Source organism: Pedobacter sp. V48, assembly GCF_000523515.1.
Taxonomy (GTDB): Bacteria; Bacteroidota; Bacteroidia; order Sphingobacteriales; family Sphingobacteriaceae; genus Pedobacter.
Genome location: NZ_AWRU01000031.1, coordinates 263,151 through 288,676 on the forward strand (window position 1 = coordinate 263,151; position 25,526 = coordinate 288,676).

General features: G+C 39.3%; 19 protein-coding genes. 5 read left to right on the top strand and 14 right to left on the bottom strand.

What is annotated here, in order from left to right; genetic code table 11:
• Positions 1-80 precede the first annotated feature (80 nt).
• From N824_RS21595 to N824_RS21660, 14 genes are all read right to left on the bottom strand, one after another.
• The gene (locus N824_RS21595; protein ID WP_152542440.1) at positions 81-326 is read right to left on the bottom strand and encodes a hypothetical protein; all 246 of its coding nucleotides are present in this window, start codon (positions 324-326) and stop codon (positions 81-83) included.
• Between the two features lie 25 nt (positions 327-351).
• Complete coding sequence (locus tag N824_RS21600; protein ID WP_048907204.1) at positions 352-1,008, bottom strand: hypothetical protein; 657 nt, start codon at positions 1,006-1,008, stop codon at positions 352-354.
• Positions 1,009-1,036: 28 nt separating this feature from the next.
• Positions 1,037-3,268 carry a TonB-dependent receptor gene (locus tag N824_RS21605; protein WP_048907205.1) on the bottom strand — a complete coding sequence of 744 codons (2,232 nt, stop codon included), beginning with the start codon at positions 3,266-3,268 and terminating at the stop codon, positions 1,037-1,039.
• 76 nt (positions 3,269-3,344) lie between these two features.
• Positions 3,345-4,049: a LytTR family DNA-binding domain-containing protein gene (locus tag N824_RS21610; protein ID WP_048907206.1), complete on the bottom strand. Its 705-nt coding sequence runs from the start codon at positions 4,047-4,049 to the stop codon at positions 3,345-3,347.
• Positions 4,046-5,071 carry a sensor histidine kinase gene (locus N824_RS21615; RefSeq protein WP_048907207.1) on the bottom strand — a complete coding sequence of 342 codons (1,026 nt, stop codon included), beginning with the start codon at positions 5,069-5,071 and terminating at the stop codon, positions 4,046-4,048. The genes N824_RS21610 and N824_RS21615 overlap by 4 nt, the downstream gene beginning before the upstream one ends.
• Before the next feature lie 106 nt (positions 5,072-5,177).
• Entirely contained in the window at positions 5,178-6,542 is a 1,365-nt protein-coding gene (locus N824_RS21620) for an aldehyde dehydrogenase family protein (RefSeq protein ID WP_048907208.1), read from the bottom strand.
• The gene (locus N824_RS21625; protein WP_048907209.1) at positions 6,539-7,255 is read right to left on the bottom strand and encodes a gamma-glutamyl-gamma-aminobutyrate hydrolase family protein; all 717 of its coding nucleotides are present in this window, start codon (positions 7,253-7,255) and stop codon (positions 6,539-6,541) included. The genes N824_RS21620 and N824_RS21625 overlap by 4 nt, the downstream gene beginning before the upstream one ends.
• A gap of 10 nt (positions 7,256-7,265) precedes the next feature.
• Positions 7,266-8,414: an iron-containing alcohol dehydrogenase gene (locus N824_RS21630; protein WP_048907210.1), complete on the bottom strand. Its 1,149-nt coding sequence runs from the start codon at positions 8,412-8,414 to the stop codon at positions 7,266-7,268.
• A 36-nt stretch (positions 8,415-8,450) separates the two neighbouring features.
• Entirely contained in the window at positions 8,451-9,809 is a 1,359-nt protein-coding gene (locus N824_RS21635; RefSeq protein ID WP_048907211.1) for a glutamine synthetase family protein, read from the bottom strand.
• Positions 9,806-11,122, bottom strand: a complete 1,317-nt coding sequence (eat, locus tag N824_RS21640) for an ethanolamine permease (RefSeq protein WP_084498415.1) — start codon at positions 11,120-11,122, stop codon at positions 9,806-9,808. Before eat ends, N824_RS21635 begins: the two co-directional genes overlap by 4 nt.
• Positions 11,123-11,163: 41 nt before the next feature.
• On the bottom strand, positions 11,164-12,720 hold the full coding sequence (locus N824_RS21645) for a SusD/RagB family nutrient-binding outer membrane lipoprotein (protein WP_048907212.1): 1,557 nt from the start codon (positions 12,718-12,720) through the stop codon (positions 11,164-11,166).
• A 34-nt stretch (positions 12,721-12,754) separates the two neighbouring features.
• The gene (locus N824_RS21650; protein ID WP_048907213.1) at positions 12,755-16,129 is read right to left on the bottom strand and encodes a SusC/RagA family TonB-linked outer membrane protein; all 3,375 of its coding nucleotides are present in this window, start codon (positions 16,127-16,129) and stop codon (positions 12,755-12,757) included.
• Positions 16,130-16,315: 186 nt separating this feature from the next.
• Positions 16,316-17,452, bottom strand: coding sequence for a FecR family protein (locus N824_RS21655; RefSeq protein ID WP_052334248.1), 1,137 nt, complete (start codon positions 17,450-17,452; stop codon positions 16,316-16,318).
• A 72-nt stretch (positions 17,453-17,524) separates the two neighbouring features.
• Positions 17,525-18,118, bottom strand: a complete 594-nt coding sequence (locus tag N824_RS21660; RefSeq protein WP_048907214.1) for an RNA polymerase sigma factor — start codon at positions 18,116-18,118, stop codon at positions 17,525-17,527.
• A gap of 378 nt (positions 18,119-18,496) precedes the next feature.
• On the opposite strand from N824_RS21660, the gene N824_RS21665 reads away from it, so the two are divergent.
• The 5 genes from N824_RS21665 to N824_RS21685 all read left to right on the top strand — a co-directional run bounded on the left by N824_RS21665 (position 18,497) and on the right by N824_RS21685 (position 25,499).
• Positions 18,497-19,111 carry a TetR/AcrR family transcriptional regulator gene (locus tag N824_RS21665; protein ID WP_048907215.1) on the top strand — a complete coding sequence of 205 codons (615 nt, stop codon included), beginning with the start codon at positions 18,497-18,499 and terminating at the stop codon, positions 19,109-19,111.
• Between the two features lie 129 nt (positions 19,112-19,240).
• A complete protein-coding gene (locus N824_RS21670; protein ID WP_052334250.1) occupies positions 19,241-20,593 on the top strand; it encodes a TolC family protein in 1,353 nt (450 codons plus the stop codon).
• 22 nt (positions 20,594-20,615) lie between these two features.
• Positions 20,616-21,650, top strand: coding sequence for an efflux RND transporter periplasmic adaptor subunit (locus N824_RS21675; RefSeq protein ID WP_048907216.1), 1,035 nt, complete (start codon positions 20,616-20,618; stop codon positions 21,648-21,650).
• A gap of 16 nt (positions 21,651-21,666) precedes the next feature.
• Complete coding sequence (locus N824_RS21680) at positions 21,667-24,726, top strand: efflux RND transporter permease subunit (protein WP_048907217.1); 3,060 nt, start codon at positions 21,667-21,669, stop codon at positions 24,724-24,726.
• 101 nt (positions 24,727-24,827) lie between these two features.
• Complete coding sequence (locus tag N824_RS21685) at positions 24,828-25,499, top strand: hypothetical protein (protein ID WP_048907218.1); 672 nt, start codon at positions 24,828-24,830, stop codon at positions 25,497-25,499.
• Positions 25,500-25,526: the final 27 nt, after the last annotated feature.

Genomic DNA, 25,526 nt, shown 5'->3' on the forward strand with positions numbered 1-25,526 from the left:
ATATTGATATATCTGGTTCAATTAATTAAAACTAAACAGTTTATATCAGATAATTTTGAAATTGCCAAAATCGCTTAATACTATGGCAATTTCATTTTATGTTCTGTACACTGCCAGCCAGCTTTACCATTGGCATGCCCGCTGAATGCAAAACGCATCAATAATCCATTTGCTGCAATGAACAATATAATTGCCAGTATGGCGGCAACTTTTGTTAGTGAAACAAGGGTTGGATTTTTAGAAAACCCACCAAAAATATAACCGATAATAAATACCATACAAACACCAAATAGTATTCGTATGAATATGATAATTGCGAATCCCATAATCTTAAATTTTAATAATTAATGTTTATTTGTTTTTGCCTAATAATTCCTGGTTCTCTGTTTTGCCCCAGTGCGGTTGAATACCGGATTGCTCTTTCTGAAGCAAAGCAAGGCTCCTGGTTGCCAACTGCTTGCCAGCCTCTTTATCGCCTCCCCACATTTTTGGAGTCTTATACATTTCCCAGGCTTTTACATAGATTGCTCTTGGGTTTTCAGGATTGAGTTCCTGTGCTTTTACCCGGTTCTGTTGAGAAAGTACACCGTATTTTCTTCCATATGTCATTGGGTTGATAAACACCTTTGTGCGGTAGACCATACTGAGCACAGTATATAGCTCTGAAAGCTCCTTTTTTTGCTTTACGGTATCGATCAGTGATTTGGCCATTTGCACCTGCTCTTCTCCGCGGTTGCTAAAAGGCTCTATACTTTCGCCATCGTCCTGATTGATGAAACCTATTTTTGCATTGCAAAATGCGGCATAATAATAGGGTAGCCAATCTTTTTTCTGCTGGGCTGCAATCTGTAAAAATTCTTTCTCCAGCTGTTCAAAATCTTTGGCCTTAGTTGCCTGATCTAATTTAGTTACCGCATTTTGTAATGCATTTGGTTTTCCTTGTTCCTGCGCCGCTGAAGTAAAATAGAATGATACCAGGGCCAGAATAGCTAATACTAACTTTTTCATTTATTGATTTTTAATGGTTAAAAAATATTTATAGATTTTTGTCGAGGAAATCGCTGGTGCGATCTATACCGAAGCTCATGAATACGCCTGCATAAAAAAATCGGGTGGCAGGCAATGTTATGGGTACTTTATTGGTACCATCCAGACTATAATTATATCCGAATACCTGCTTAGTGCCCAATATATTATTTACCCCTACACTAAATCCGGAAACGGGCCTTTGCTTCCAGCTGCTGAAGATTGAAAAAAGGTGGGCAATCTGTAAGTTCATTACACTGTATGCTTTTGTTTTTCCCTGATCAAAGATCTTGTAGGCATTGTGATCGGCATTGTATCTGATATCATAATACTTCCTTCCTGTAGCAATCGCATAGGATACATTCACATAGGTATTGATGTCCTGGAAATTTTGTTTAATTGCAATAGTTGCCGTATGCGGCGTAGCAAAAGCAGGTTGCAAAGCAAATGGGTAATTGAGGTAATCGCGTTTGGTATCCAGGTAAGTATAAGTAACCCAGTAGTCAAGATTTTTAATTGTTTTTTTATCCCTGAAAAACAATTCTACCCCCTGTGCATATCCACTTCCTTCATTATTAATAACAGGGATTGTTTTTACCAGGTCGCTGTACTGCTTGCGGTATGCCTCTATCCTGAGGAAACGGTTGTTTGCTTTTTTAGTATAGTTTAACACGTAATGCGTTGCCCTTGAAAATTTCAGATCAGTACTCCGGTACAAGATTTCGTTCAATGGCTCCTGGTAAAAAATGCCATAAGCCAGATTGAATTGCCCCCCGTCTTTTAAACGATAGGCCAAACTTGCACGGGGTGCCGCAACGGCCTTATTTAGCAAAGAGGAATATTCTATCCGCCCGCCAATTTTAGCTGCCAGATTCTTTGCCAGGTAAATATCCCCTTCAACAAAAGCTGCCGATAGATTGTCGGTAATGGCTAAGGTACTGTCGTTAGAAAAACCCCTGTCCCGGTTATAAAAGTGCTCTGCTCCGAAACGCAATGCCTGGTTGTTTGAAAGTGTATTGGTAAATACTATTCTGGCCTGTGCAAAGTTAGATCTGATTAATCTTTGGGCATTCTTATAGCTTAATTCAACCTCTTCAGGATTTACTGGCTGTCCGTAGATGTTTTGAAGACCATTAATGGTATGATCCTCATTATAACTATAAGCTAAACCTGCATCAACCTGCCAGTTATCTGCTAAAAAATCTTTATAGCTAAGGTTATTATAAATGCTCTTTCCTTTTACCTGATAGCTGGATCTTAGCGCAGCACTATCGATATCAGCATTTAGCATACCAACATCACTGATGTTCCAGTTGGTATAAAACTTGAGCATGCCGGTCTTCCCTGTTTTTATTCTAAAATTCGCATCTCCCTCAATATACTCCGGACCACTAAAATAATCGGGTTTTTGCTTAACAATAGAATTATAAAATGTTGCATTACTGTAGCGCAGTGTAACGCCATAGCTACTTTTCTTATTCCGAGACAACTGTTGTATACCTGCATTAGAACTTGGAGGAAAAATAGCAAAATAAGCAGATGACTTTTCAGGGAGCTCATTGCTCTCGAGGATCAGGGCACTACTCATTGCCTGGCCATATAATGCGGAATAACCACCAGTACTAAAAAGTATACCTTTAAACAGAATTGGATTAACGCGCGCATACTGCTGCACACCAGGCACCCTTGGATAGTTTGGATTTTTGAGCAGTGTACCATCAATAAACTGCTTAGTCTCGTCGCCTGTTCCACCGCGGACAAACAAGCCATCCAGATCGCCAACTTGTTGCGCGCCTGGCAAGGACCGCAGGGCTAAAGATAAATCAGCCATGCTCCCGGCAACAGTAAAGGCATCCATTGCGGTAAGTGAAGCCCCTTTAGCTTTATCACTTGCCTCAAAAGACCCTGCACTAATGGTTACTTCGTTCAGCGTTCTGGTATCTGGCTTTAAAACAATGTTCAGATAAAGGGATGAATCTAAGCTGATGTCTTTTTTGAACAGTTTATAACCTATTGAAGAGACAGACAGTACCTGTTTCCCTTTTAAACCTTCAAAACTGAATTTACCTGTGCTATCTGTTGTAGCTCCTTTATTTGAAGGGCTCAATAACACACTTGCAAGTGGAATAGCCTTTCCTTTATCACTTTTTACCATTCCCGAAATCCGGTACTGGCCAAAGGCAAAAGAGGAGGCCAATACCAACAAAATCAGGGTTATGTATGTTACGAAATTTGTTTTCATTGCCTGCCGGTTTTGTATAACTTACAGGCAAACTTATGCTGAAAACTAANGCMGKTKYTKRMSMGTANGACCACANTYANAAATTGTGTAGACGAGACCGGAGATTCTCTTTATAAAACTCACTAACCGGAATTTCTTTATTGCCAATACAAACAAAATCTCTTTTAACGGCGGTTATTTTTTGCACAACCACAAGAAAAGATTTATGGGTTCTTACGAAGGAATTTGCAGGAAGCTTTTCTTCCATGGCCTTCATGGTCATACGGGTAAGCACCGGCTTATCGCTGGTCGACAAATGAATTTTGATGTAATCTTTTAAACCCTCTATGTATTCAATATCTGCAACTACAATTTTAACGAGTGTATACTCCACATTTACAAAGAAGTCCTGAATTTCATTTGTCTCCTCATTGTGGTTGTTCTGCAAACGGAATAATTCATTGGCGCGGTTACAAGCCTTTAAAAAACGTTCGAAACTGAAGGGCTTTAACAGATAATCTACTACCTGCTGATTGAATCCTTCCAGCGCATATTGCTCATAGGCTGTTACCAGGATCACCATTGGCGGGTGCTGCAAGGATTGCAGAAATTGCAGGCCGCTTAGGCCGGGCATTTGTATGTCAAGAAAAATGAGATCCACCTGTTCAGTTTGTAAGACTTCATATGCTTCAAGCGCATTTTTACAGGTTTTAATCAACTCTAAAAATGGCAGTTGCCGGATATTATCTTCCAAGAGATCCCGAACCAACTTTTCATCATCAATGGCAATACATTTGATCATTTAAGCATTAAAGTTAAGGTAATATGGAACAAATTGTTTTCCGTTTTAATTTTTAGGTTGTGTTTGCCTTTATAAAGCAGATCTAATCGGGATTTAACGTTGGCCAGTCCAATGCCTGAATTTTCATCTTTACTGGAGTTGGGCTGATCATCAATCTGGTTCTCTACTTGAAATAGCAGTACATCATTTTTTACGGATGTACTTATGCTTATTTTAGGGTGACCCTGGTGGGCGACACCATGTTTAAATGCATTTTCGACAAAAGGAATGAGCAGCATTGGCTCAATGGTATAGTCTCCCTTTTCTATTCCAGAATCTACTTCATACTTAATTTCAACATCATTGCCAAAACGCAGCTTCTGTAATTCTATATAGTTATTAAGATAAGAAACCTCTTTGCCCAGCGCTACCTTTTTCCCTTGTGTGTCGTACAACATGTAGCGCATGAGTTCTGAAAGCATGATCAGTGAAGGTTCCATTTGATCTGATTTCTTTCGGGCCAGCGAGACAAGGTTCGTAAGCACATTGAATAGGAAATGGGGACTGATCTGAGAGCGGAGAAACTTTAATTCGGTCGACAGCTGTTCTGCTTCAATCTTTTGCTGTTTCCTGTCGGATATGATCTTATCAACTACCTTACGGTACACAATACTAATTACAAATATTCCGATAGAAGGTGCAAAGACAAATTTATATGCCGACATGTCGTTTAGCACATCGGGGAACCACCATAAAAGCAGGTGGTATTTTAACTGAAAGGAACTGATTATAAGAATTGCTGATGCAATAATGTATAACCACCACCATCGCCGGTTTAGTAGCCGAGGTATGAGGTAAAAGGCATTAAAATAAAATATAAAAAGATGAATAAAACCGGCAAGGGTAAAGAACGGTCCTGGTATAGGCCCTATTTTATAATCATGTTCTGCAGAGGAAACAAAATAAGGTAACAAGAGGATCATTCCCCAGACAAATACATGAAGGGCAATACTGATGTGTTGGAATTTAACAGATATTTTCATTAGCCTCTAATAATAAATTACAAAGCTACTTATTCATACATGTAATGAAACAAAGAGTAGACAAAGCAGGCAATTGTAGCGACAACAGCCTGCTTTTATTGTGTTACTAGCTTCTCAAATGCCAGGCTTTAGGCTTGGTAAAAGCACGCAAACCCTGGTGGGATAAGGTAGCACCTATACCCGAATGTTTTCTGCCACTCCATGGCACGCCGGCACTTACCCTGTCGCAGCAATTCCAATATCCGGTACCGGAATCAATTTGCGAAAGAATGTGTTCTGCCCTATCTCTGTTATCAGAATAAACCGAAGCCGTAAGTCCATAAGCCGTGTCCTTCATCATCTCCAATGCTTCATCATCATCCGCTACCTTCATAATTCCAATGATAGGGCCAAAGCTTTCTTCCTGCATTACCTTCATATCATTAGTTACATTGGTGAGAACCGTAGGTTCAAAATAATGCCCAATATGGCCTTTACGTTTACCCCCTTGCAATAAAGTAGCTCCTTTTTCTATAGCATCCTCTACCTGATGCCTCAGTACACCAATTTGTTCCTTTCTGGTTAAAGCGCCTATATAGACTCCATCTTCAGTGGGTGAGCCCGACTTCCAGGATTTCACTTCATTTACAAAAGCTGCTACATATTCGTCATATACATTTTCATGCACATAGATGCGCTCCACTGCACAACAGCTTTGTCCGTTGTTATAGAAGGCCCCATCGGCGGTACCCGCAGCTACTGAAACAATATCTTTTACATCATCTGCAACATATAGCGGATCTTTACCGCCAAGTTCCAGCTGACAAGGAACCATCTTTTTTGCTACCCTTTCGTAAATGTGTTTTCCTGTTTTATAAGAACCGGTAAAGAAATAGCCATCGAAATCCATATCTAACAAATGTTCTCCTGTTTCTTTACCCCCAATAGCGATCTGAAAAACATTTTCAGGTACACCTGCTTTTTTAAGTAGGCGCTCAATTTCCATTCCTGTTAAAGAAGCATATTCCGAAGGTTTATACATTACCGCATTTCCGGCAAGTAAGGCCGGCACAAACACATTTACCCCAACCAGATAAGGATAGTTCCAGGCCGATATGTTACAGATTACACCTAACGGATCATAAGAGATTCTCTCTTTCAGCTCATCGGTGTCAGTAACCCACTCATCTGAAAGATATTTCTCTGCATTGCTAATCATCCATTGAATCCTTGTTCTGGCCCCGTTAAGTTCATTGCGCGATTGCTGTAAGGGCTTGCCGACCTCAGAAGTAAGTATCGCCGCAAGTTTTTCTTTTTCAAGATCCAGCAAGTCGTAAAACCTATGGAGAACAGCTACACGTCCTTTTAATGATTGTTTTGCCCAATGTTTTTGAGCAGCTTTAAGCAGGCTGTATTTATTATCTAACGATGCTTTGTCGTTTTCTATTAATATCGTAATAATTTCTTCTGTAGCCGGGTTTACAACATTCATCTTTTATGATTTTTTACTGCTTCTATAAACTGTTCTTTAACTTTTTGAGAGAGTGGGTTTGATTCCTTCTCCTTCATTCTTTCAGGATGCCATTGTACGCCTAGCATAAACGCTTTGTCGGTTTTATCTTTAAATTCCAGGGCTTCAATGATACGATCATCAGTATCTGAATAGGCACTAACCATTAAATTATCACCAAGATAATCCGGATTAATTCCCTGATGGTGGGCACTGTTTACTTCTCCTTTTTCTACACCGGTTACGCTATACAGCAGGCTCTCCTTTTTAACATTTACGCCATGGACTTTGTCTTCAGCACCTTTTTTGTGGATTTGATTCACCTGCTCACCATTGTCTTCAAATACTTTTCCTCCCTCAAGAATATTAACATATTGCATGCCCCGGCAGATTCCCAGAACAGGTACTTTGTGATCTTGTGAATAGGTATAAATCTGTAATTCAAACTGATCTCTTTCAGGTAAAAAAACATCTGGCTTATTCGGATAATCCGGGGCACCACCATACAATTCAGGTACTACATCTATTCCTCCGGTTAAAACAAAGCCATCACATAACTGAAAATCGTAGATGTTATCCTTTTGAAAAGAAAGCTCTACGAGTTCAATTTCATCTCCCAATTCCTGCGAGGTAAACCAATTCCAATAGTTCTGAAAATTGGTTTCGGTATAGCTTATTCCAATCTTTTTTTTCATTAGAATATCTTTAAAGCGCCTTTAAATACAGTTGTTTAAAATCTTCTCGGCTTACCGGTTTAGGATTGTTAGGATGGGCAAAATCGGCAAGGGCCAGATCCGCAAGTGTTTCTATATGTTCGGGTTTTACACCGATGTCTCTTAAATGATGCGGGATATTTACTTTAGTGTTCAGTTCGAAAAGGTATTTTACCACCGCTTCGCCGGTCTCTTCTTTTAATTCAAGTGTTCTCGCTATTCTGCGGAATTTATCTTCAAAGCCAGCAATATTAAATTCCATTCCGTAAGGGATATTTACTGCATTGGCCAGGCCATGATGCGTATCAAGTAAGGAAGAAAGTGGATGTGCAAGTGAATGTACCACCCCAAGCCCTTTTTGAAAGGCAATTGCACCCATCATGGAGGCCATCAGCATTTTACTTCTGCTTTCCAGATCAGGTTTGTTTGTGGCTTTTTCGAGAGCGTCTTTTATTAACGAAATACCCTCTAGTGCTATACCATCACACAGCGGGTGCGGATTTTTTGCCAGAAATGCCTCCATATTGTGGGTAAGCGCGTCCATACCGGTTGCCGCGGTAATAAATGGCGGCAAATCCATGGTAAGTGCGGGATCGGCAAATACAATTTGTGCCATTAATTTTGGAGAGAACAGGATCTTTTTTTGATGTGTTTCATCATCCGCAATAATAGCACTTCTGCCTACTTCGCTTCCGGTTCCGGAGGTAGTTGGGATGGTGATAAAATGAGGAACATCGTTGGTAACGTAAACATCCCCACCAATCAGGTCATCGTATTTAAACAGATCCTCACGGTGATTTACCCTTAACACAATTGCCCTGGCTACATCCAATGCTGCACCGCCGCCAATACCAATAATGCTATCTCTGGAAGTATTATCCCACACATCGCCCCCTTTGTATACATCGCTTTTTACAGGATTTTTGTGAATGTCGTTAAATACTTCTACTGAAATGTTATGTGCTTGTAAATCGGTTACAATGGCTTTAAAAAATGGCAATGAAGCGATGGTTGGATCGGTAACGATCATTGGCCGTTTTAATCCATTCTTCTGCAAATAGGCGGGCAATTCCTTTACAGCCCCAGCTCCGAAACGAATGGTCGTTGGGAAATTATACTGATATACTTTATCGAATGTCATATGTATGGTTACTATTAATCAAATTAATGCCTGAGGTTAAATAATTTCAAAGTAGCGCTTAAGCTCCCAATCTGTTACTACTTTGGCGTACTGCTTCCATTCCCACTCTCTTGTTAACGTAAAATGCTCAACAAACTGATTGCCAAACAGTTCTTTTGCTACCGTCGATTGCTTCATTTTTTGGGTAGCTTCATAAAGGTTGGCCGGCAATACTCCGTTTGAAAGATCCCGGTAACCATTCCCTTCGGTAGCCTCCTTTTCCAGTTTCATTTTGTTTTTAACTCCATATAAACCCGCAGCAAGGCAAGCTGCTAAGGCCAGATACGGATTAGTATCAGAACCTACTACCCGTGTTTCCAAACGCGTTGCTTTTGCGTTGCAGGGCAGTGCTCTTAAGGCGACCGTTCTGTTGTCAATACCCCAGGTTAAGGTAGTTGGGGCCCAGGCCCCTTCAACCAATCGTTTATAACTATTAATGGTCGGAGCAATCATGGGCAATATTTGCGGCAAACAATGCAATTGCCCTGCTATATAGCTTTTCATCAGCTCACTCATTTTATGCGGATCCTTTTCGTCGTAAAACAAGTTATGTTTCGAATCCTTATCCCACAAACTCTGATGTACATGTCCGCTGCAACCAGGGAGATTTTCAGTAATCTTTGCCATAAAGGTAGCCATAACACCGTGCTTATAGGCAATCTCCTTAACCGCAGTTTTAAACAATACCGCCTGATCTGCCGCCTGCAAAACAGGCGCATATTTAATGGCTGCTTCGTAAACCCCCGGTCCGGTCTCTGTATGTAAGCCCTCTATAGGTATTCCGAATTTGCAAAGCAGATCAAAAAGATCAGTCATGTATTCATTTTTCAGGGTACTGCGTAAAATGGAGTATCCAAACATTCCCGGTGTTAAGGGTGTAAGGTTTTGATAGCCTTTTTGGTGTGCCGTTTCTGGTGTTTCTGCAAAATTGAACCATTCGAATTCTTGTGAAAAATAGGGTGAAAAACCACTTTGCTGGGTGTCTGCCAACACCTTACGGAGTAACTGCCGGGGACAAGTATATCCTGGTTTTTCATCATCATCAACAAAGTCGCCCAGGAAAAAAGGAATATCATTTTCCCAGGGTATTTTACGGAATGTACTTAGGTCAAGCTTTACCAGCGCATCGGGATAGCCGGTATGCCAACCTGTAAATTTCACATTATCATAAGCTACATCACCCATATCCCACCCAAAAGTGACATCACAAAACCCTAATCTTCCTTCTGCTAAAGAAGTGAACTTTTCGGCAGAGATATACTTGCCTCTTAAAACGCCATCAATATCGGCGACGGCGAGTTTTACTTTTCCTGATGGATGTTGCTTTACATATGCTAATATTTCTTGTGTTGTCATGCATGAGATGGTTTAAAGATTCTGTACAGCAAAAAGGTTATTATCAATATGGAGAAATAAATAAGTCCGAGTTTAAAATTGAAAATGAACATTGCAATAATAGATACGGTTGCAATGATGAGCGAGATGACCGGAAATGCCGGATAAAATGGAGCCCGAAAAGGCCTTGGCAGATCAGGTTCCCGCTTCCTCAGGATAACAATGGAAATCATGGAAATGATATATAATGTAAGTGCTCCAAAAACAGAGACAATGATGATCTCTGATGTTTTACCGGAAAGCAATGCCAGAATACCGATTACCATATTTCCTATCAGCGCATTTGCTGGGGTATGGAAACGTGGAGATATTTTGCCCAGAAATGATGGAATGTTGTGTACTCTGCCCATTTCGTAGGTTGATCTTCCGGCAGCAAGTATAAGTCCATGAAAAGAAGCTACCAGTCCGAATAAACCAACTGTAATTAGCAGATGGTACATAAGATGATTACTGCCTGTTATTTTTGCAAGGGCTAAAGGAAGCGGAGAATCTGATGTCTCTCCGCTTATTCCATTTTTATAAACTATTGCTTCCCATCCGGCGATGCCGGTAGCTGCAATAAATATTAACACGCACAGTATTGCCAGTGTAAAGATGGCCCATCCAAATCCTTTACTAATATCTTTTTGTGGGTTCTTGGTTTCTTCGGCCACATTGGCAATTCCCTCGATACCCAAAAAGAACCAGATGGCAAACGGAATGGCGGCAAAAACACCTCCCCATCCATTAGGCATTGCGTTATGGGTAAGGTTTGCTACTTCGAACTTTGGCAAAGCGATACCTGAAAACAAAAGCAACTCTCCAACTGCAAGTACAGTAATGATGACCTCAAAAGATGCCGCTGCTTTTACACCATACACATTGAGCCCTGTAAACACAAAATAAATGGCTATGGCACTGGTTAGTATGGGCACTTGCGGGAAAAATGCATTGAAATACGCACCAATTGCAAATGCAATGGCTGGCGGAGCAAGTATAAACTCTACAATTTGGGCAATGCCGGCAATAAAGCCAATATTTTTACCCATCGCTTTGTTTGCATAATCAAATACCCCTCCTGCCTTGGGGATGGCACATGCAAGCTCCGCATAGCTGAATGTAAAGGTTACATACATTACCATGATCACTATAGTGGCTATAGCCATCCCCCCTGTGCCGCCTTTTTCGAGCCCCAGGTTCCATCCAAAATACATACCCGAAATGACATACCCTACTCCAAGCCCCCAGAGCATAAACGGGGTGAGTGTTTTTTTTAAACCTTTGTTTTCTGTCATTTGATGATTTCGGTTACATGATTATAAATATAAGATAATTACTACTTTAACAACCACATTTGCTGATTAGTATTGTCATTTCCTTCGTATTGAGATTTAACAGCCGCATCAAGATTATCTGAATTATAACTCAACTCATTTGATGGGTAAAGCCAGCGTAAAGGGAAGTTCGTGGATGGGGTATTTAAATTAGTTGTGCTGTTTAAAGTAAATACAGGATATCCGGTTCTCCGATTTTCAAACCAGGATTGATATTTGCCGCCCTGTAAGAAATTAGCGAGGTATTTTTGTGTAATGATCTGCTTGATCTGCTCTTCACCTGAGCCGGCAAGCACAACCCCCGGAGTTGCAGGGAATGCGATTATATACGCTGCATCCATTTTCATATTGTGGTGATAATCAGCCAGATCAGGCGTATTTATAGCGATAGCATTCATAGAATTGGTAATACCTGCGGCATAATAAACTTGTGCCGATGTTCCAGTAATCCAACCGCGTACAGCTGCCTCGGCAAGGGCAAATTGCATGTCCCAGCAACTGAACACACTAACCGGTTCCGCGTTTACTAACTGCACATATCTGTTGTTAAGGTCTGCGTAATCTTTGCCCACTCTTCGTGTTTGCAAGGCCGAAAAGGCATCAGAAGGTTCTACAGCAGGATAAGCGCTAAAATCAGACTGTGATACTCCGGCCGATATTTTAACAGGCGATGGCTTAGCATAGTAAAAAAGTCTTCTGTCATTGGTTGCTTTTAAGGGTGCAAGCAAAGTGTTCGTCAGCATGGTATAGTTTGATTTCACAAAGGAGTTACCTGAACCTGCCGGCACATCAGACCATGGATAATTCTGACCTGCGGTATTGTTATAAGCTAATCCAAAATTATCTTGATAGTCACGCATCAACGGACGGTTTGCGACAATATCTTTGAAACGCTCAATAACCTTAAGATCCGCATCAGCTGTTTTTTTATACAGGTTAATGAGCACATGAAGTTCAAAACTATTGGTAAGTCTCCTCCATTTGTCTACATTACCAGCGTAAATCGGATCACCTTCAAAGTTCGTACCTTCAGCAAATAATTGGTTTGCCTGATCTAGCTCATTCAGAATTCCTTGAAAAACTGCTTTTTGAGTGTCATATTTAGGCTGTAGCACATTCTCCTCCCCTTTTACAGCTTCTGAGTAAGGGATATCGCCTACTTGCATAGTGCTCATAAAAAATTGCCATGCACGGATAAAGTGCCCTAATCCCTGATAAGATTTTTTAAGCCCATCGCTTGTGGCATAGTTCTCCATAGGTGGAATATTTCGCAGCAATGTAATACGATTGAAGTCTGTACGTCCAAGCCTGTTGTATTGAAATCCTTCTTGCCCCTCGCCCCAGGTGAGGTATTTACCCAATAAAAAAGGTTGCATAAACCCTTTAGTAGAGCTGATATCGTTACGAGTAACACTTAAAATCATACCTGTTGCCAACATAGCTGAATTTACCTGCGTTGTTTCATTTGGATTTGTGTTGATTTCCTCAAACTTTTTACAACCGTTTGTTAGAATTGCCAGTACCGGCAAAATCAACATATATTTTATAATTCTTTTCATCTTGATTTAATTTATAAACGTAAAAGCTGCCTTACTAAAATCCTACTTTAAGATTGAACCCTACCATTCGTGATGAAGGAGAATTCAGGTCTTCCGCATCCCGATCGGGATCTGAAAATTTAAAATCTGTTAACAGCAGTAAATTCTGACCTGTAATTGAAAATGATGCACTTCTGGCACCTATTCTATTAGCAAGCTTGGCAGGAAAATTATAACCTAGTGAAACTTCACGAAGCTTAATGAAAGTTTCTTTTTGAATACCCATATCCCCTCCTCTAAAAGACTGTGCAAAATCCTGATAACCTACCTCTACGTCATTTGCTGCATACTGTCTTGTATCACTGGTAATATTTCCATATTTGTCAAATTGTACTTCTCCCGACACTACTTTAACACCTTTACCGACATAATTATTTAAACCATTTACCACCTGATCATAGCGATATTGGTTATCCGTCTCGGGATTAGTACCTGTATCCCACATTTTATCGTATACGTAATTGTACATTAGTCCGCCAATACGACCATCTATATTTACACCCAAATTCCAGTTTTTGTATCGGAAATTATTAATAAAACCAATACTAAAATCAGGATCTCCGTAACCATATTTTTTATCATAATCGCTTTCAACAGGAAATCCGTTGTTAAAAATTACGTTTCCACTTGGATCCCTCAGCCAATATGAACTAAGATAAGTATCTAACCTTTGTCCTTTTTTCACCCATGGATTATCAGCTGATAAAACAGGATCAAGGTTAACATAATAGCGGTGCTGATTAGACCAGTTAACGGTACTTTTCCATTCAAAGTCTTCATTTTTTACTAAAGAACCGTCTACAGTAATTTCAAGACCTCTTCTGGCATAGGTTTCTGCAGTGTTCACCAATATGCTTGCAAAGCCAGATGATCCGGGAATATCAGTATTTACCTGTCTATTGTAATAGTACTTATCATAATATGCAACATCGAAATGTAGTCGTTTACCCAACAGGTATCCCGCTGCACCAACTTCCCAGGTACGTTGTGTACTTGGAAGTAAATGCTCTCCGATCAACTTTGATGGATAACTGGCCGAATTAAGTGTATTCCATGCCGAGGTAGTAGTAGAAAATGTTTTATTAATATCAAAAGGATCAAATGCGTTTTTAAAGAGCGTCCATGATCCACGTAGTTTAAACATATCAATCACAGCCGGCATTTTTACCAGCTCAGATACTACCACACTTGAGCCTAAAGATGGATAAAAGAAAGATCGTGATGATGCTGGCTGAGAGGAATTCCAATCGTTCCTACCCGTAGCATCAAAGAAAATTGCTTCGTTCCAGCTTACAGATGCTCTGCCAAAAAGACTGTTTATCTGTTGAGACCAGTTTGTTCCAGGCGTAATTGTTACGGGTTCCACTGAACCTTTCAAAGAAAAATACCTTGGCGAAATCAACCCGTTTTTTGTGGTGGCTGTAAAGCCATCGTCCTTAAAATAATAAAGGGTACCACCAGCCAATCCTTCAAATCCCCATTTACTAACCTTTTTATTAAAGGTAAGGATCAAATCATTATTGGTAGAGAAACCTCTTGCTTCACTTGTTTCATACATCCCTCTTGCATTCCATCCCCCGCGGGTAGAATAGATATTTGCTGTAGGATTTTGTTTGGTAGTTGTGTTATTATAATTAACATACCCCGAGCGCAGCATGAGGTTAAAATCATTGTTAAACTTATAATTGGCTGTTACATTTCCGTTTACTTTGTTCTTGGTCTCGCCACTTAATTTTTCGTAGGCAATTAAGTAAGGGTTATCGTACCAGTTGGTATACATCCAGTTTTGGGTTTTGTTTGGAACTGTCCAGTAGTCTTTATAATCACGGATATCATACTCGGTACCGGTCCACATAATAAGCTGATATAAATATCCCTGATTACCATAGCCGCTACCCCACATTTGAGGCGTGGAACCACGACTTAGGCCAAAACGACCTTCTACTTTAAAATGATCATTAACTTTAATCTCACCACCTGAGGTTAGGTTTATAATATTCAATTTTTGATTCGGGAACTGACCTTTCTGAAAAATATGGTTTAAACCAATCCTGAAACTTCCGCTCTCTGTACTCTGTGCAAGTGAAATATTATTACTGGTTACAATACCGGTATTCATGAAATTCTTTAGATTATCCTTTCCTACAGACACTAAAGGTCGTGCATCTTCAAATTGTTTGGTTTCCGGATTCCAATCCCTTGCAGTATTCCCGACGTCTAGTTTTGGGCCCCAAACATAATCGTTATCAATTTCGCCATTTTGACCCCGACCGTATGAACTTTGTACCTTCGGAATTGCCAAATACCCCAATTGAAACATGGTATTACTATTTACATCAATAGAAAATCCTTTATCTGCAGCGCCCTTTTTGGTAGTAATCATCAAAACACCGCCTTTAGCGCGCGAGCCATATAAGGAGGAAGCAGTTGATCCTTTTAATAAATCCATACTTTCAATGTCATCTGTGGGCACATCCCTTAAATTCATATTATCATAGGGAACTCCGTCAATTACCAACAGGGCATTCTCACCTCTTAGCTCTATGGTAGGGCTCTGATTAAATTCTGTAGAATTTTTAATTACCAAACCGGATACTCTACCGGTTAAGGAAGTTCCCAGATCAACGCCCTTTACAGTTTGGAGGTCCTTTCCGGCAACTCTTTGCACTGCATACCCTAATGCTTTTTCCTGCCTTTTAACACCAAGAGCCGTTACAACAACCTCAGAAAGACCTTGTAATTCGGCTTCGAGAACAATATTTAGACTGGCAACACCCGCTCTTACCACCACCTCTTTTGTTAGATATCCAAGATATTTTACGACCAATACATCTCCGTCCTTCGCATCTATTGAAAATTCACCGGAAACATTTGCTGAAGTACCTTTGGAAGTGCCCTTAATCATAACAGTGGCTCCTGATAACGGATTCCCTTCTGTATCTGAAATTTTCCCCTTGATGTTTATCTGTGCTACAGTGTTAGCAAGAGGCAATTGGGTTGTTGAGTTAGAATTTTTCTTGATTACAATCGTTTTATTTATGATTTTATATGAAAATGGCCTGTTTCTAAATATCTGGTCAAGAGCCGTTTCCACACTAACATTTTTTAATTCAATACTGATTCTGCCTTCCTGCTTTATGAGTTTATTGTTATAAAAGAAGGTATAGCCACTTTGCTCTTTTATGCTTTCGAACAGATTATTTAGTGTAGTGTTCTTTTCGGAAAGTGTAATGCTTTGCGAAAATCCCGTTGCGGAGACTTGAAGGCAACCTATGAAGATTAATATTACGATTAGTTTCATTGCCAATAAATTCCTGGATGAGAATAACCACCTGAAAACAGGTGCTTTCCTACATTGATTTAAATTCATACTTTTGAATGTTTGGTTAATTCATTAATTATTTAACAAGGTATTTTTTGAGATCGACCGGAACTATGTTCCATTCTAGCTTGAGAGTGGATCTATCCGGATCCTGTTGCAACCAGGGTCCGGTATTTTCTTCTCAGCTATGGGGTTAGGTATTTATTTTTCCATACAATACTAATTTTAGGTTATTTATTTGGTTACAATTAATTTCTTTCCTTCAATTTTAAAATGCACCCCGCCAAATTCCAGTATCTTAAGCACTTCTGATAATTTTACGTTGCGCGGTATATCGCCCATAAACTCATCATCAGTATGGTTTATTTCATATAATACATCGACATCATACCATCGCGATAGCTGACGCAACACAGATTGCAGGTCATCACCTTCAAAATGAAAATACCCCTTTTGCCATGCCATTACCTGATCAATATTGGCCTTACTAATTTTGAGGCTCATATCCAGATGTTCAACATTGGCCTGCTCTCCAGGTCTCAGGAAACGCGAAACTTTTTTACCCCTCCCATTAAGTAGTGATACTTTTACTGAACCCTCAAGCAAGGTTGTTTTGATGCTTCTTTCATCATCATAAGAATTAATATTAAAATGGGTTCCCAAAACTTCAACTTCCTGTTTATCTGTTATCACAATAAAAGGAAGCTTTTTATTCTTAAATACTTCGAAATATGCCTCACCGGTTAGTTCTACCTTCCGATAGGCCGCGTTAGCAAAACTTGTTGGAAATTTTATGGAAGAGGCAGCATTTAGCCAAACTCTTGTACCATCAGGAAGATTCACTTGATATTGACCGCCCCTGGGTGTACTGATGGTATTATATGCCATCTCTTTTTTCCTGGATTTTGTAACAGTATATACCAATTGCCCACTGGCATTTTTTGTTATCGCTACTCCCGCTTGTTTAGCAATCTGACCGTTACTTGCATCTGTTAGCGAAATTTCAGTACCATCAGCTAAAGTAAGTATAGCCTTATTTCCACCGGGTTCCGCGTCTTGTTTTGCATAAGCAGCGCGCGGATTAGCATGATTAAGATCGTGATTAAAATAAGAATATAAGCCTATAGATAACGTAACCAATACAACAACTGCAGCAGTAAGTTTGAGCCACAATGGCTTTATTTTAATTTGCTTGTGGTGGTCCTCCTCGTCAGCCTCAGAAATTCCACCCTCCTCATTCATCGCTCCCAAAAGATGTTCATCCAGTTTCCCATCTTTGGTTAGTTGCACAAATAATTCCAGCTCATCATCAGAGAGTTGTTTATTAATATATCGACTAACAAGTATGCTGTAAAATTCTTTATCTTCCATAGTGAGGGCCTTTCAAATACTAAGACAATATTTGAAGCGCCGAGGGTAGCTGGGAAAATTATTTTTTTGAATTTATTTTAACAGGATAGCCAAAAGTACTCCTAAAGAGATACCCAGGTCCTTTTCAACAGAAGTTCTAAGAATTTTCATAGAGGCAACCATGTGGTTCTTTACTGCATTTCTGGAAATGCCCAATGCTGTTGCTACTTCTTCATAGCTTTTACCCTGTTCTCTGCAAAGTTTAAAAATCTCTCTGCTCCGTGGTGACAGGATTTCCAAAGCTTTTTGGAGATAATCGTAATACTCTTTACTCAAAAGTTCATCTTCTGTACAATTCCTTTCTTCAACAAAGCTATTCACGATCTCAGACATAGCAACTTCAGAACGAAAGGCTTTTTTAAGGCTATTTAATGTATGATTTCGGGCAACAATATATAAATAGGCTTTTAGCGACTGAACATCAGTTAACTTTGATCTGCATTGCCAGATCTTTATAAATATTTCTTGTGTAAGATCTTCTGAAAGATCAGCAGAGTGAACAAACTTTTTAACAAAACCTAAAATTCCGGTACTATACCTCTGATAGAGTTCCGCAAAAGCATACTCATCTCCAGTGACTAGTTTGGTCCTGAGGTCGTGATCAGAAAGTATAGAATATGTGGTCATGGTTTGGCTTACGAAACTAATTTACCAAAAATAAATCAATGTTACACAAATGTTACCGAATTAATAAACCCTCATATTTTACTAGAAATAGATTTTTTGTCTGCTAAAACCATTAGGTAACGTCCTGAGAAGTAATTATTTAAAATTTATTTTCAAATAAAGAAACTTTTTGACAATATCATACGTTATAGTAGTGGTTTGTTTGGTTTAGGTTGATCTGTGGTGGATCAACCATCTTAAAACAGGGATAGCTTCATTGCTCATCCCTGTTCCTATTTTAGGGATACCCGCTTAATTCAGTGCTATCAACAATATTTTTCTCTTTTTTTGCACTTACTGAACAGTGTTTATTATATTTGCATCAGTTAGCATTTTATTATGTCAATAAAAGATAGAAAAGAGAGAGATAAACTGGATAGGAGAAAGTTGATTATTGAATCGGCTACCAAACTCTTTTTGGAACAGGGTTATGAAAAAACTTCTATCCGTAATATTGCCGACGATATTGAATATAGCCCTGCAACAATCTATCTTTATTTCAAAGAGAAAGATGAAATATTCTACGTAATCCACGAACAGGGATTCGACCTGTTAAACAAGGAATTCATACACCATAATCAGATAAAAGATCCATTTGAAAGACTTGCCGAGCTAGGAAAAATATACCTGAATTTTGCGCTGACCAATCCAGACTATTATGATCTTATGTTTATAATGAGGGCTCCTTTGAGTGAAATTAAATGTCATAGTAAGTGGGAAGCCGGGGATAACAGTTTTCAATACCTGCTTAATACGGTTACAGAATGTCTGGATCGAAAATTAATTGTTGCCGGTGATCCTTTAATAGTTTCAATGTCCATATGGTCCTATGTTCATGGCCTTATTTCCTTATTTATAAGAGAGCGGCTGCAGTCGGTAAATATTGAAGGTGAACAAAACCCTAATCTTTTAGCCCAATCATTGGAGTATTTTTTAAAAACGCTTAAAGTCTAAAAAAAATTTACCTCGATATAAACAGTGTTTAGTAAATAACCAACGATTATTATTTTTCAAAAATAATGTAACAAATCAAAAAATGTCAGTTCTAATAAACAGTGTTCATTTTATAAACAACGATACGCCATGAATAGAAAAACAGCCGCAATATCGCTACTATCAATAATCCTGGGGTGCTGGCTTCCCTTCAGCGCCTTCTCTCAGAGCCCTCTTCAGGGTCACATAGACGAAGCGCTCAAAAATAATCTGGGAATACAAAAACAAGATTTCGCTTTACAGCGAAGTCTCTATGCGCTAAAGGAAGCAAAAGGACTATTCCTTCCTGATGTGGAACTGAATACCTCCTATCTGACATCCGGAGGTGGACGCAAAATTGAAATCCCAATTGGTGACCTCCTAAATCCTGTATACAGTACCTTAAATAGCTTAACAGGTTCGGGTAAATTTCCACAAGTTGACAATGTGAGTCAGACTTTTAATCCTAACAATTATTACGATGCCAAAGTGCATACAACCTTGCCTTTATATAATGCTGAAATCATTTACAACAGCCGTATTAAAAAAGAACAGATAACTATGCAGCAGATAGAATTAAGGTTGTATAAACGTGAACTTATAAAGCAGGTTAAGCTGGCTTATTATGGATACGAACAATCGCTACAGGCCATAAAAATTTTTGAAAACGGGATTGCATTGGCAAAAGAGAACCTACGGATAAATCAATCCATGGTTAAAAATGGAAAAGCAATAAGAACAGTGGTGTCTCGTTCAGAGAATGAACTTACAGGTATTGAAACTCAACTCGAAAACGCCAAAACTGAGTCTCTGAATGCTGCATCCTATTTCAATTTTCTACTCAATAAGCCACTCAACAGTACCATTGAAATTAGTAAAAACGAGAATACGATTATTGGATCCGATTCATCCTCTCATTCCGGAAAAAGAGAAGAACTTGCCGCGCTGGAATCTTTAAATCAAATAAATACCCTCTCTGTAAAATTAACCCGAGCTGCTGTAGTCCCAAAGCTATCCACATTTGTTGATGTAGGTGCTCAGGGTGATTTTTTAAAAGTTAACAAGGATGCGCCCTATTATCTTTTCGGCGTAACACTATCATGGCAAATATTTAATGGCAACAGAAATAAAAACAAAACTCAGCAGGCGCTTTTAGATTTAAAGTCGACCGAAACACAAACAGAACAGGCCTCGCAGCAACTGGAACTTGAAGTTATTACAGCTCAAAACAAATTGAACGCAGCGCTACAGGCTTTTAAAGCCTCGGTTAGCCAGTCGTCGTTATCTCTTCAATATTATAAAGACGAGCAACGTCTTTATAAAGAGGGTCAGGCGCTCTACCTGGAGTTATTGGATGCACAGACAAGACTGATAAATGATCAGCTAAAACAAAGTATTGCCTATCTGAATATGCTAACCAGAACAACCGAATTGGAAAGAGCAAAAGCAAGCTATATTCTTTAACAACCATTTAATTTAAAACAAAATGAAACATATAAATACACTCCCAATCTTCATATTTCTTGGTATTGCCGTAATTGGTTGCAGTGAACCAAAACCGGTACAAAAAACCGACAACTCAATTCCGGTAAAGGTGATTTCCTCAAATGCCCTAAATGAAAACGAACCGGTGGAAACTTCTGGTTTACTATCGTCAGAACAACAGAGTAATCTTTCTTTTAAAACCAGTGGAATCATAAACCACATCCTTGTTAAGGAAGGTGATCATGTAAGCAATGGGCAAGTACTTGCCTCGCTAAACATGACAGAAGTAAATGCTCAGCTTAACCAGGCCGAAGAGGGATTTAACAAGGCAAAGCGGGATGCCCAAAGGACAGCAAATTTGTTTAAGGACAGCGTAAGTACCAGAGAGCAATTGGAAAATACGCAAACTGCTTTGACAATTGCCAGAAAAAGTTTAGACATAGCGCAGTTCAACGCTGTTCAATCAACCATAAGGGCAAATACAACTGGCGTTGTTCTTAAAAAACTGGCAAATGAAGGAGAACAGGTAGCCGGGGGAACCCCCATACTTTACATAGGTGGTGTTTCAAATAAAGACTGGATAGTTAAATGTGGTATTACCGATAAGGACAGATCAAGGATTAGCGGAAATGAGAAAGTTGAGTTAAACTTTGATGTCTTTCCTCAAACGCTAACAGGAGTAGTGAAGTCCCTTGCGCAAGGCAGTGATGCAGGTTCGGGTTTATACCAGGCCGAAATAAGACTCAATCCTACCGATGTCAAATTGATCTCGGGGCTATTTGCCAAAGTAAAAATATATCCTTTTGGTAAAACAGATCTTTTGTCGCTCCCTGTAGATGCTTTAGTGGAAGGTAAGAACGATAGTGCTTATGTATTTACCTCTGTGAACAACAGAGCAGTAAAAAAACCGGTGAAGGTAGCTTACCTAAAAGGTGACAAGGCGTTTATCTCTTCTGGCATAGCAGCTACCGATCAGATAATAAGAGAAGGATCAGCCTATCTTACTAACGGTTCTTCAATTAAAATAATCAGATAATCTAAATTATTTCAAAATGAAATTACCTGAATTTGCAGTAAAAAATTATCAGTTCACCCTGATCGTTTTCGTAGCAGTGCTGGCTCTGGGGATATATTCCTTGTTCACCATGCCAAGAAGTGAAGATCCTGAAACCCATCCCCCGCAATTTACGGTAGTTGTGGTATATCCGGGGACTAACCCAAAGGACATGGAGCAGTTGGTTGTTGACCCAATGGAAAAAAAGATCCATGAACTTGATGATATAAAACATATAACCACAGACATAAGCGATGGCCTTGCAGTTATGCAGATCATTTATAAATATAACTCGAACCCCGATGACAAGTATCAAGAAGTGGTAAGAGAAATTAACAGTTTGAGAAGTGAATTACCACCTGATATTGCAGATATACGAATCAATAAACAGATTCCATCGGACGTTAGCATCTATCAGTTTGCTTTAGTGAGCGAAAACACCTCGAATGCCACACTTAAAAAATATTCAAAAGAGCTAAAGGAAAGGCTCGAAAAAATACAGGCATTAAAAAGAGTTACCTACGCCGGGGTTCCTGAACATCAGGTAAATGTAAAGCTTAACATCCAAAAAATAGCGCATGAAAAACTCACTCAGAACAATGTTATTGCCGCATTACAAAGCGAGAATGTTAACATTCCGGGTGGAAACATTAGCATGGGAAACAGGAAGCTGAATATTAAAACCAGCGGCAATTTTTCGAGCATAGACGAGGTTAAGAATACGGTAATCTATAGTGCCCAAGGAAAAGTAGTTTACCTAAAAGACATTGCCGATGTTTCATTAGGCTATGAAGATGAAACGCATATTACCCGCTTAAACGGCTATAGAAGTAGTTTTATAAACGCGAGCTTAAAAGACGGAGAGAACATTATTTCGGTGCAGGAAAAAGTTGAACCATTGTTAATGGCTTTTAAAAAGGATTTACCGCCGGGCATTGACCTTGTAAAAGTTTTTGATCAGGCTAAAAGCGTTGATGTCAGGCTTTCGCATTTTACCAGAGATTTTGGTATCGCAATTCTATTGGTGCTGGTCACCTTACTACCTTTGGGCACCAGGGCATCCGTAGTTGTTATGATCTCGATTCCACTTTCTCTTGCCATCGGACTTACGTTAATGAGCGCTTTGGGTTACAATATCAATCAGCTAAGCATTGTAGGGATGATTGTAGCGCTGGGCATTTTGGTTGACGACAGTATTGTCGTGGTCGAAAATATTGAGCGGTATCTCCGTATGGGTTATAGTAAAATAGACGCTTCTATAAAAGCTACTTCACAAATCGGCATTGCCGTTGTCGGCTGTACGGTCCTACTCATATTTGCCTTTTTACCAATCGTTTTCCTACCGGAAGGTGCAGGCGATTTCATTAGAAGTTTACCGCTTTCTGTAATTACTACAATTTTTGCTTCTATGTTGGTATCACTTACAGTAGTGCCTTTTTTAGCAAGCATCATTTTGAAACCACATGCAAGTGAGGAAGGTAATTTTCTGCTTAGGACAATGAAAAAAGGAATTCACACAACTTATGGAGTGGTTCTTAATAAAGCGCTAAAGAGGCCAGTTGTTACTCTTATCATTATTGGAGGGATCTTTATAGCCTCTCTGGGATTAGTCCCGGTAATTGGAAGTAGCTTGTTCCCAAAATCTGAAAAGCCTATGTTTCTGGTAGATATAGAAACTCCTGAGGGGACAAATATAAATACCACAAATAAAGTAACCAGGTATGTGGAATCTGTATTGAAAAAAGTACCGGAAATCAGTTCATTTTCCAGTAACGTTGGCAAAGGGAATCCAAGAATTTATTACAATGTGATCCCACATAATGAAAGCGAAAATTATGCTCAGATCTTTGTACAGGTAGAGGGGTTGGAAACCCGCGAAAAAGTTGCAGTAATTGAAAGGGTAAGAAAGGCGCTGAATGGTTACCCTGGTGCAAATATTAAGGTTAAGGATTTTGAACAAGGCCCGCCTGTTGATGCCCCTCTTGCCTACCGCATTTATGCCGATGACCTTGATGGCCTGCGTAAGACAGCATTCGATATTGCCTCGTTAATTAGTAAAGTAGAGGGCACCATTTACGTAAACAATCCGTTGCTGGTAAAACCTACAGATCTCAAGGTTACGATAAATAAAGAAAAGGCAGCTTTGCTTGGTGTTGCTTCTGCGGATATTGACCGCACAGTTCGATTGGGATCCGCCGGATTAAATGTAGCAACGTACAGGGAAGACTCGGGAAAAGCAGACAATTATAATGTGAATGTTTCTATTCCAAGAAATAACGATATTCAGGATATCAGTATGTTCGACAGGCTATATGTCCCGTCTTCGTCCGGGATAAATATCCCCTTGAAAAATGTGGCGTCTATTGGCTTCGAGAGTTCACCAAACCAGATCAGACATTATGATAAAGACAGGTATGTAACTATTTCTGCTTTTGTAAAGCCAGGTTACAATGTACAGCGACTGGACCAGGAAATAACGGAAAAGCTGAACAAGTTTAAATTCCCTGAAGGGTTCTCTTTTAAAGTTGCGGGTGAGAAAGAAAGTAAAGAAGAAAGCTTTGGCAACCTTGGTCTGATCCTTATTGTTACTGTTTTTGGTTTTCTTGGTGTGTTGATACTTGAGTTCAAAACCTTTAAAAGTATATTGATTGTGCTGTCGGTTATTCCGCTTGGAATAGTTGGAGGACTAATCATGCTATTCTTCGCAGGTGAAACGCTCTCCTTTACAGCCACAATAGGTTTTATTGCATTAGTAGGGATAGAAGTTAAAAACTCGCTATTGGTTGTAGATTTTACAAATCAGTTAAGGGCACAGGGAAAAAGTATTGAAGAAGCGATTATCGAAGCAGGGGAAATTAGATTTGTACCGATACTTTTGACATCATTAACAGCTATTGGCGGATTACTACCTCTTGTGATCGAATATAGTGAACTCTATTCTCCACTTGCCTTGGTACTTATTGGTGGTTTAATTAGCTCGACATTACTATCAAGACTAGTAACACCAGTGATGTATAAACTTTTACCACCAAAAATTGCTGTTGACCAAAAAATATAAGAAACAGTGGACCCTTAAAAAAATACCCACTAGTGGGTATTTTTTTAAGGGTCTTATAGGGTTTAATTTGTGGCGGATAATCTTCACAAATTAACTCTATTATGAAATTAAAATCTTTATTAACAGCCTCACTGTTTTTAATTGCACCTTTTGCAATTAAAGCCCAAACCGTCCAAATCTCAGCTTCAGAAGCTGATGCAAAAATTGTTGTAGACGGTCAAATTTTAGGTACAGGTAATGCAAAAATCAAAGTCCCCAAAAACTCTTGCGTAAATGTAAAAGTGCAGAAAGCCGGGTTCTTAAGATATGAGCAAACTTTCTGCAATAAGAAGGGAATGGCCGAGCCGCCCAAGAAGCAGTTTTTTGATATGAAGAAGGATGACGCAGAAGAAGCTTCAATAAAAACGGATCAGGCTAACATAGATTTTTCTATTGAAATCAATAAAAAACAAGATGTGGCGGAGGTTTGGAAACGCGCTAATCAAATCGTGACAGATTACTTTGATGCTATCGAAGTTGCAGACAAAGAAACATCTTATTTAAGAACTTCATGGAGTATTCAAAGTTTTCAGCAAAACACTATCAGAACGCGTTTAATTATTAAGCTATCTAAAAGTGAGCCCCTTACCTATAAGGTTAAACTTGTAAGTGAATTTTCGGGCGCTCCTTTAACAAGCGTAAAAGCTGATGAACAGTTTCACGATTGGGATCGTGTATTGAGAAAATATCAAAATGTTATTTCTGATTTCACCACACGTTTAGGAAACCAGTAGGTTAAGACGCTCGGTAACGCTATCGTT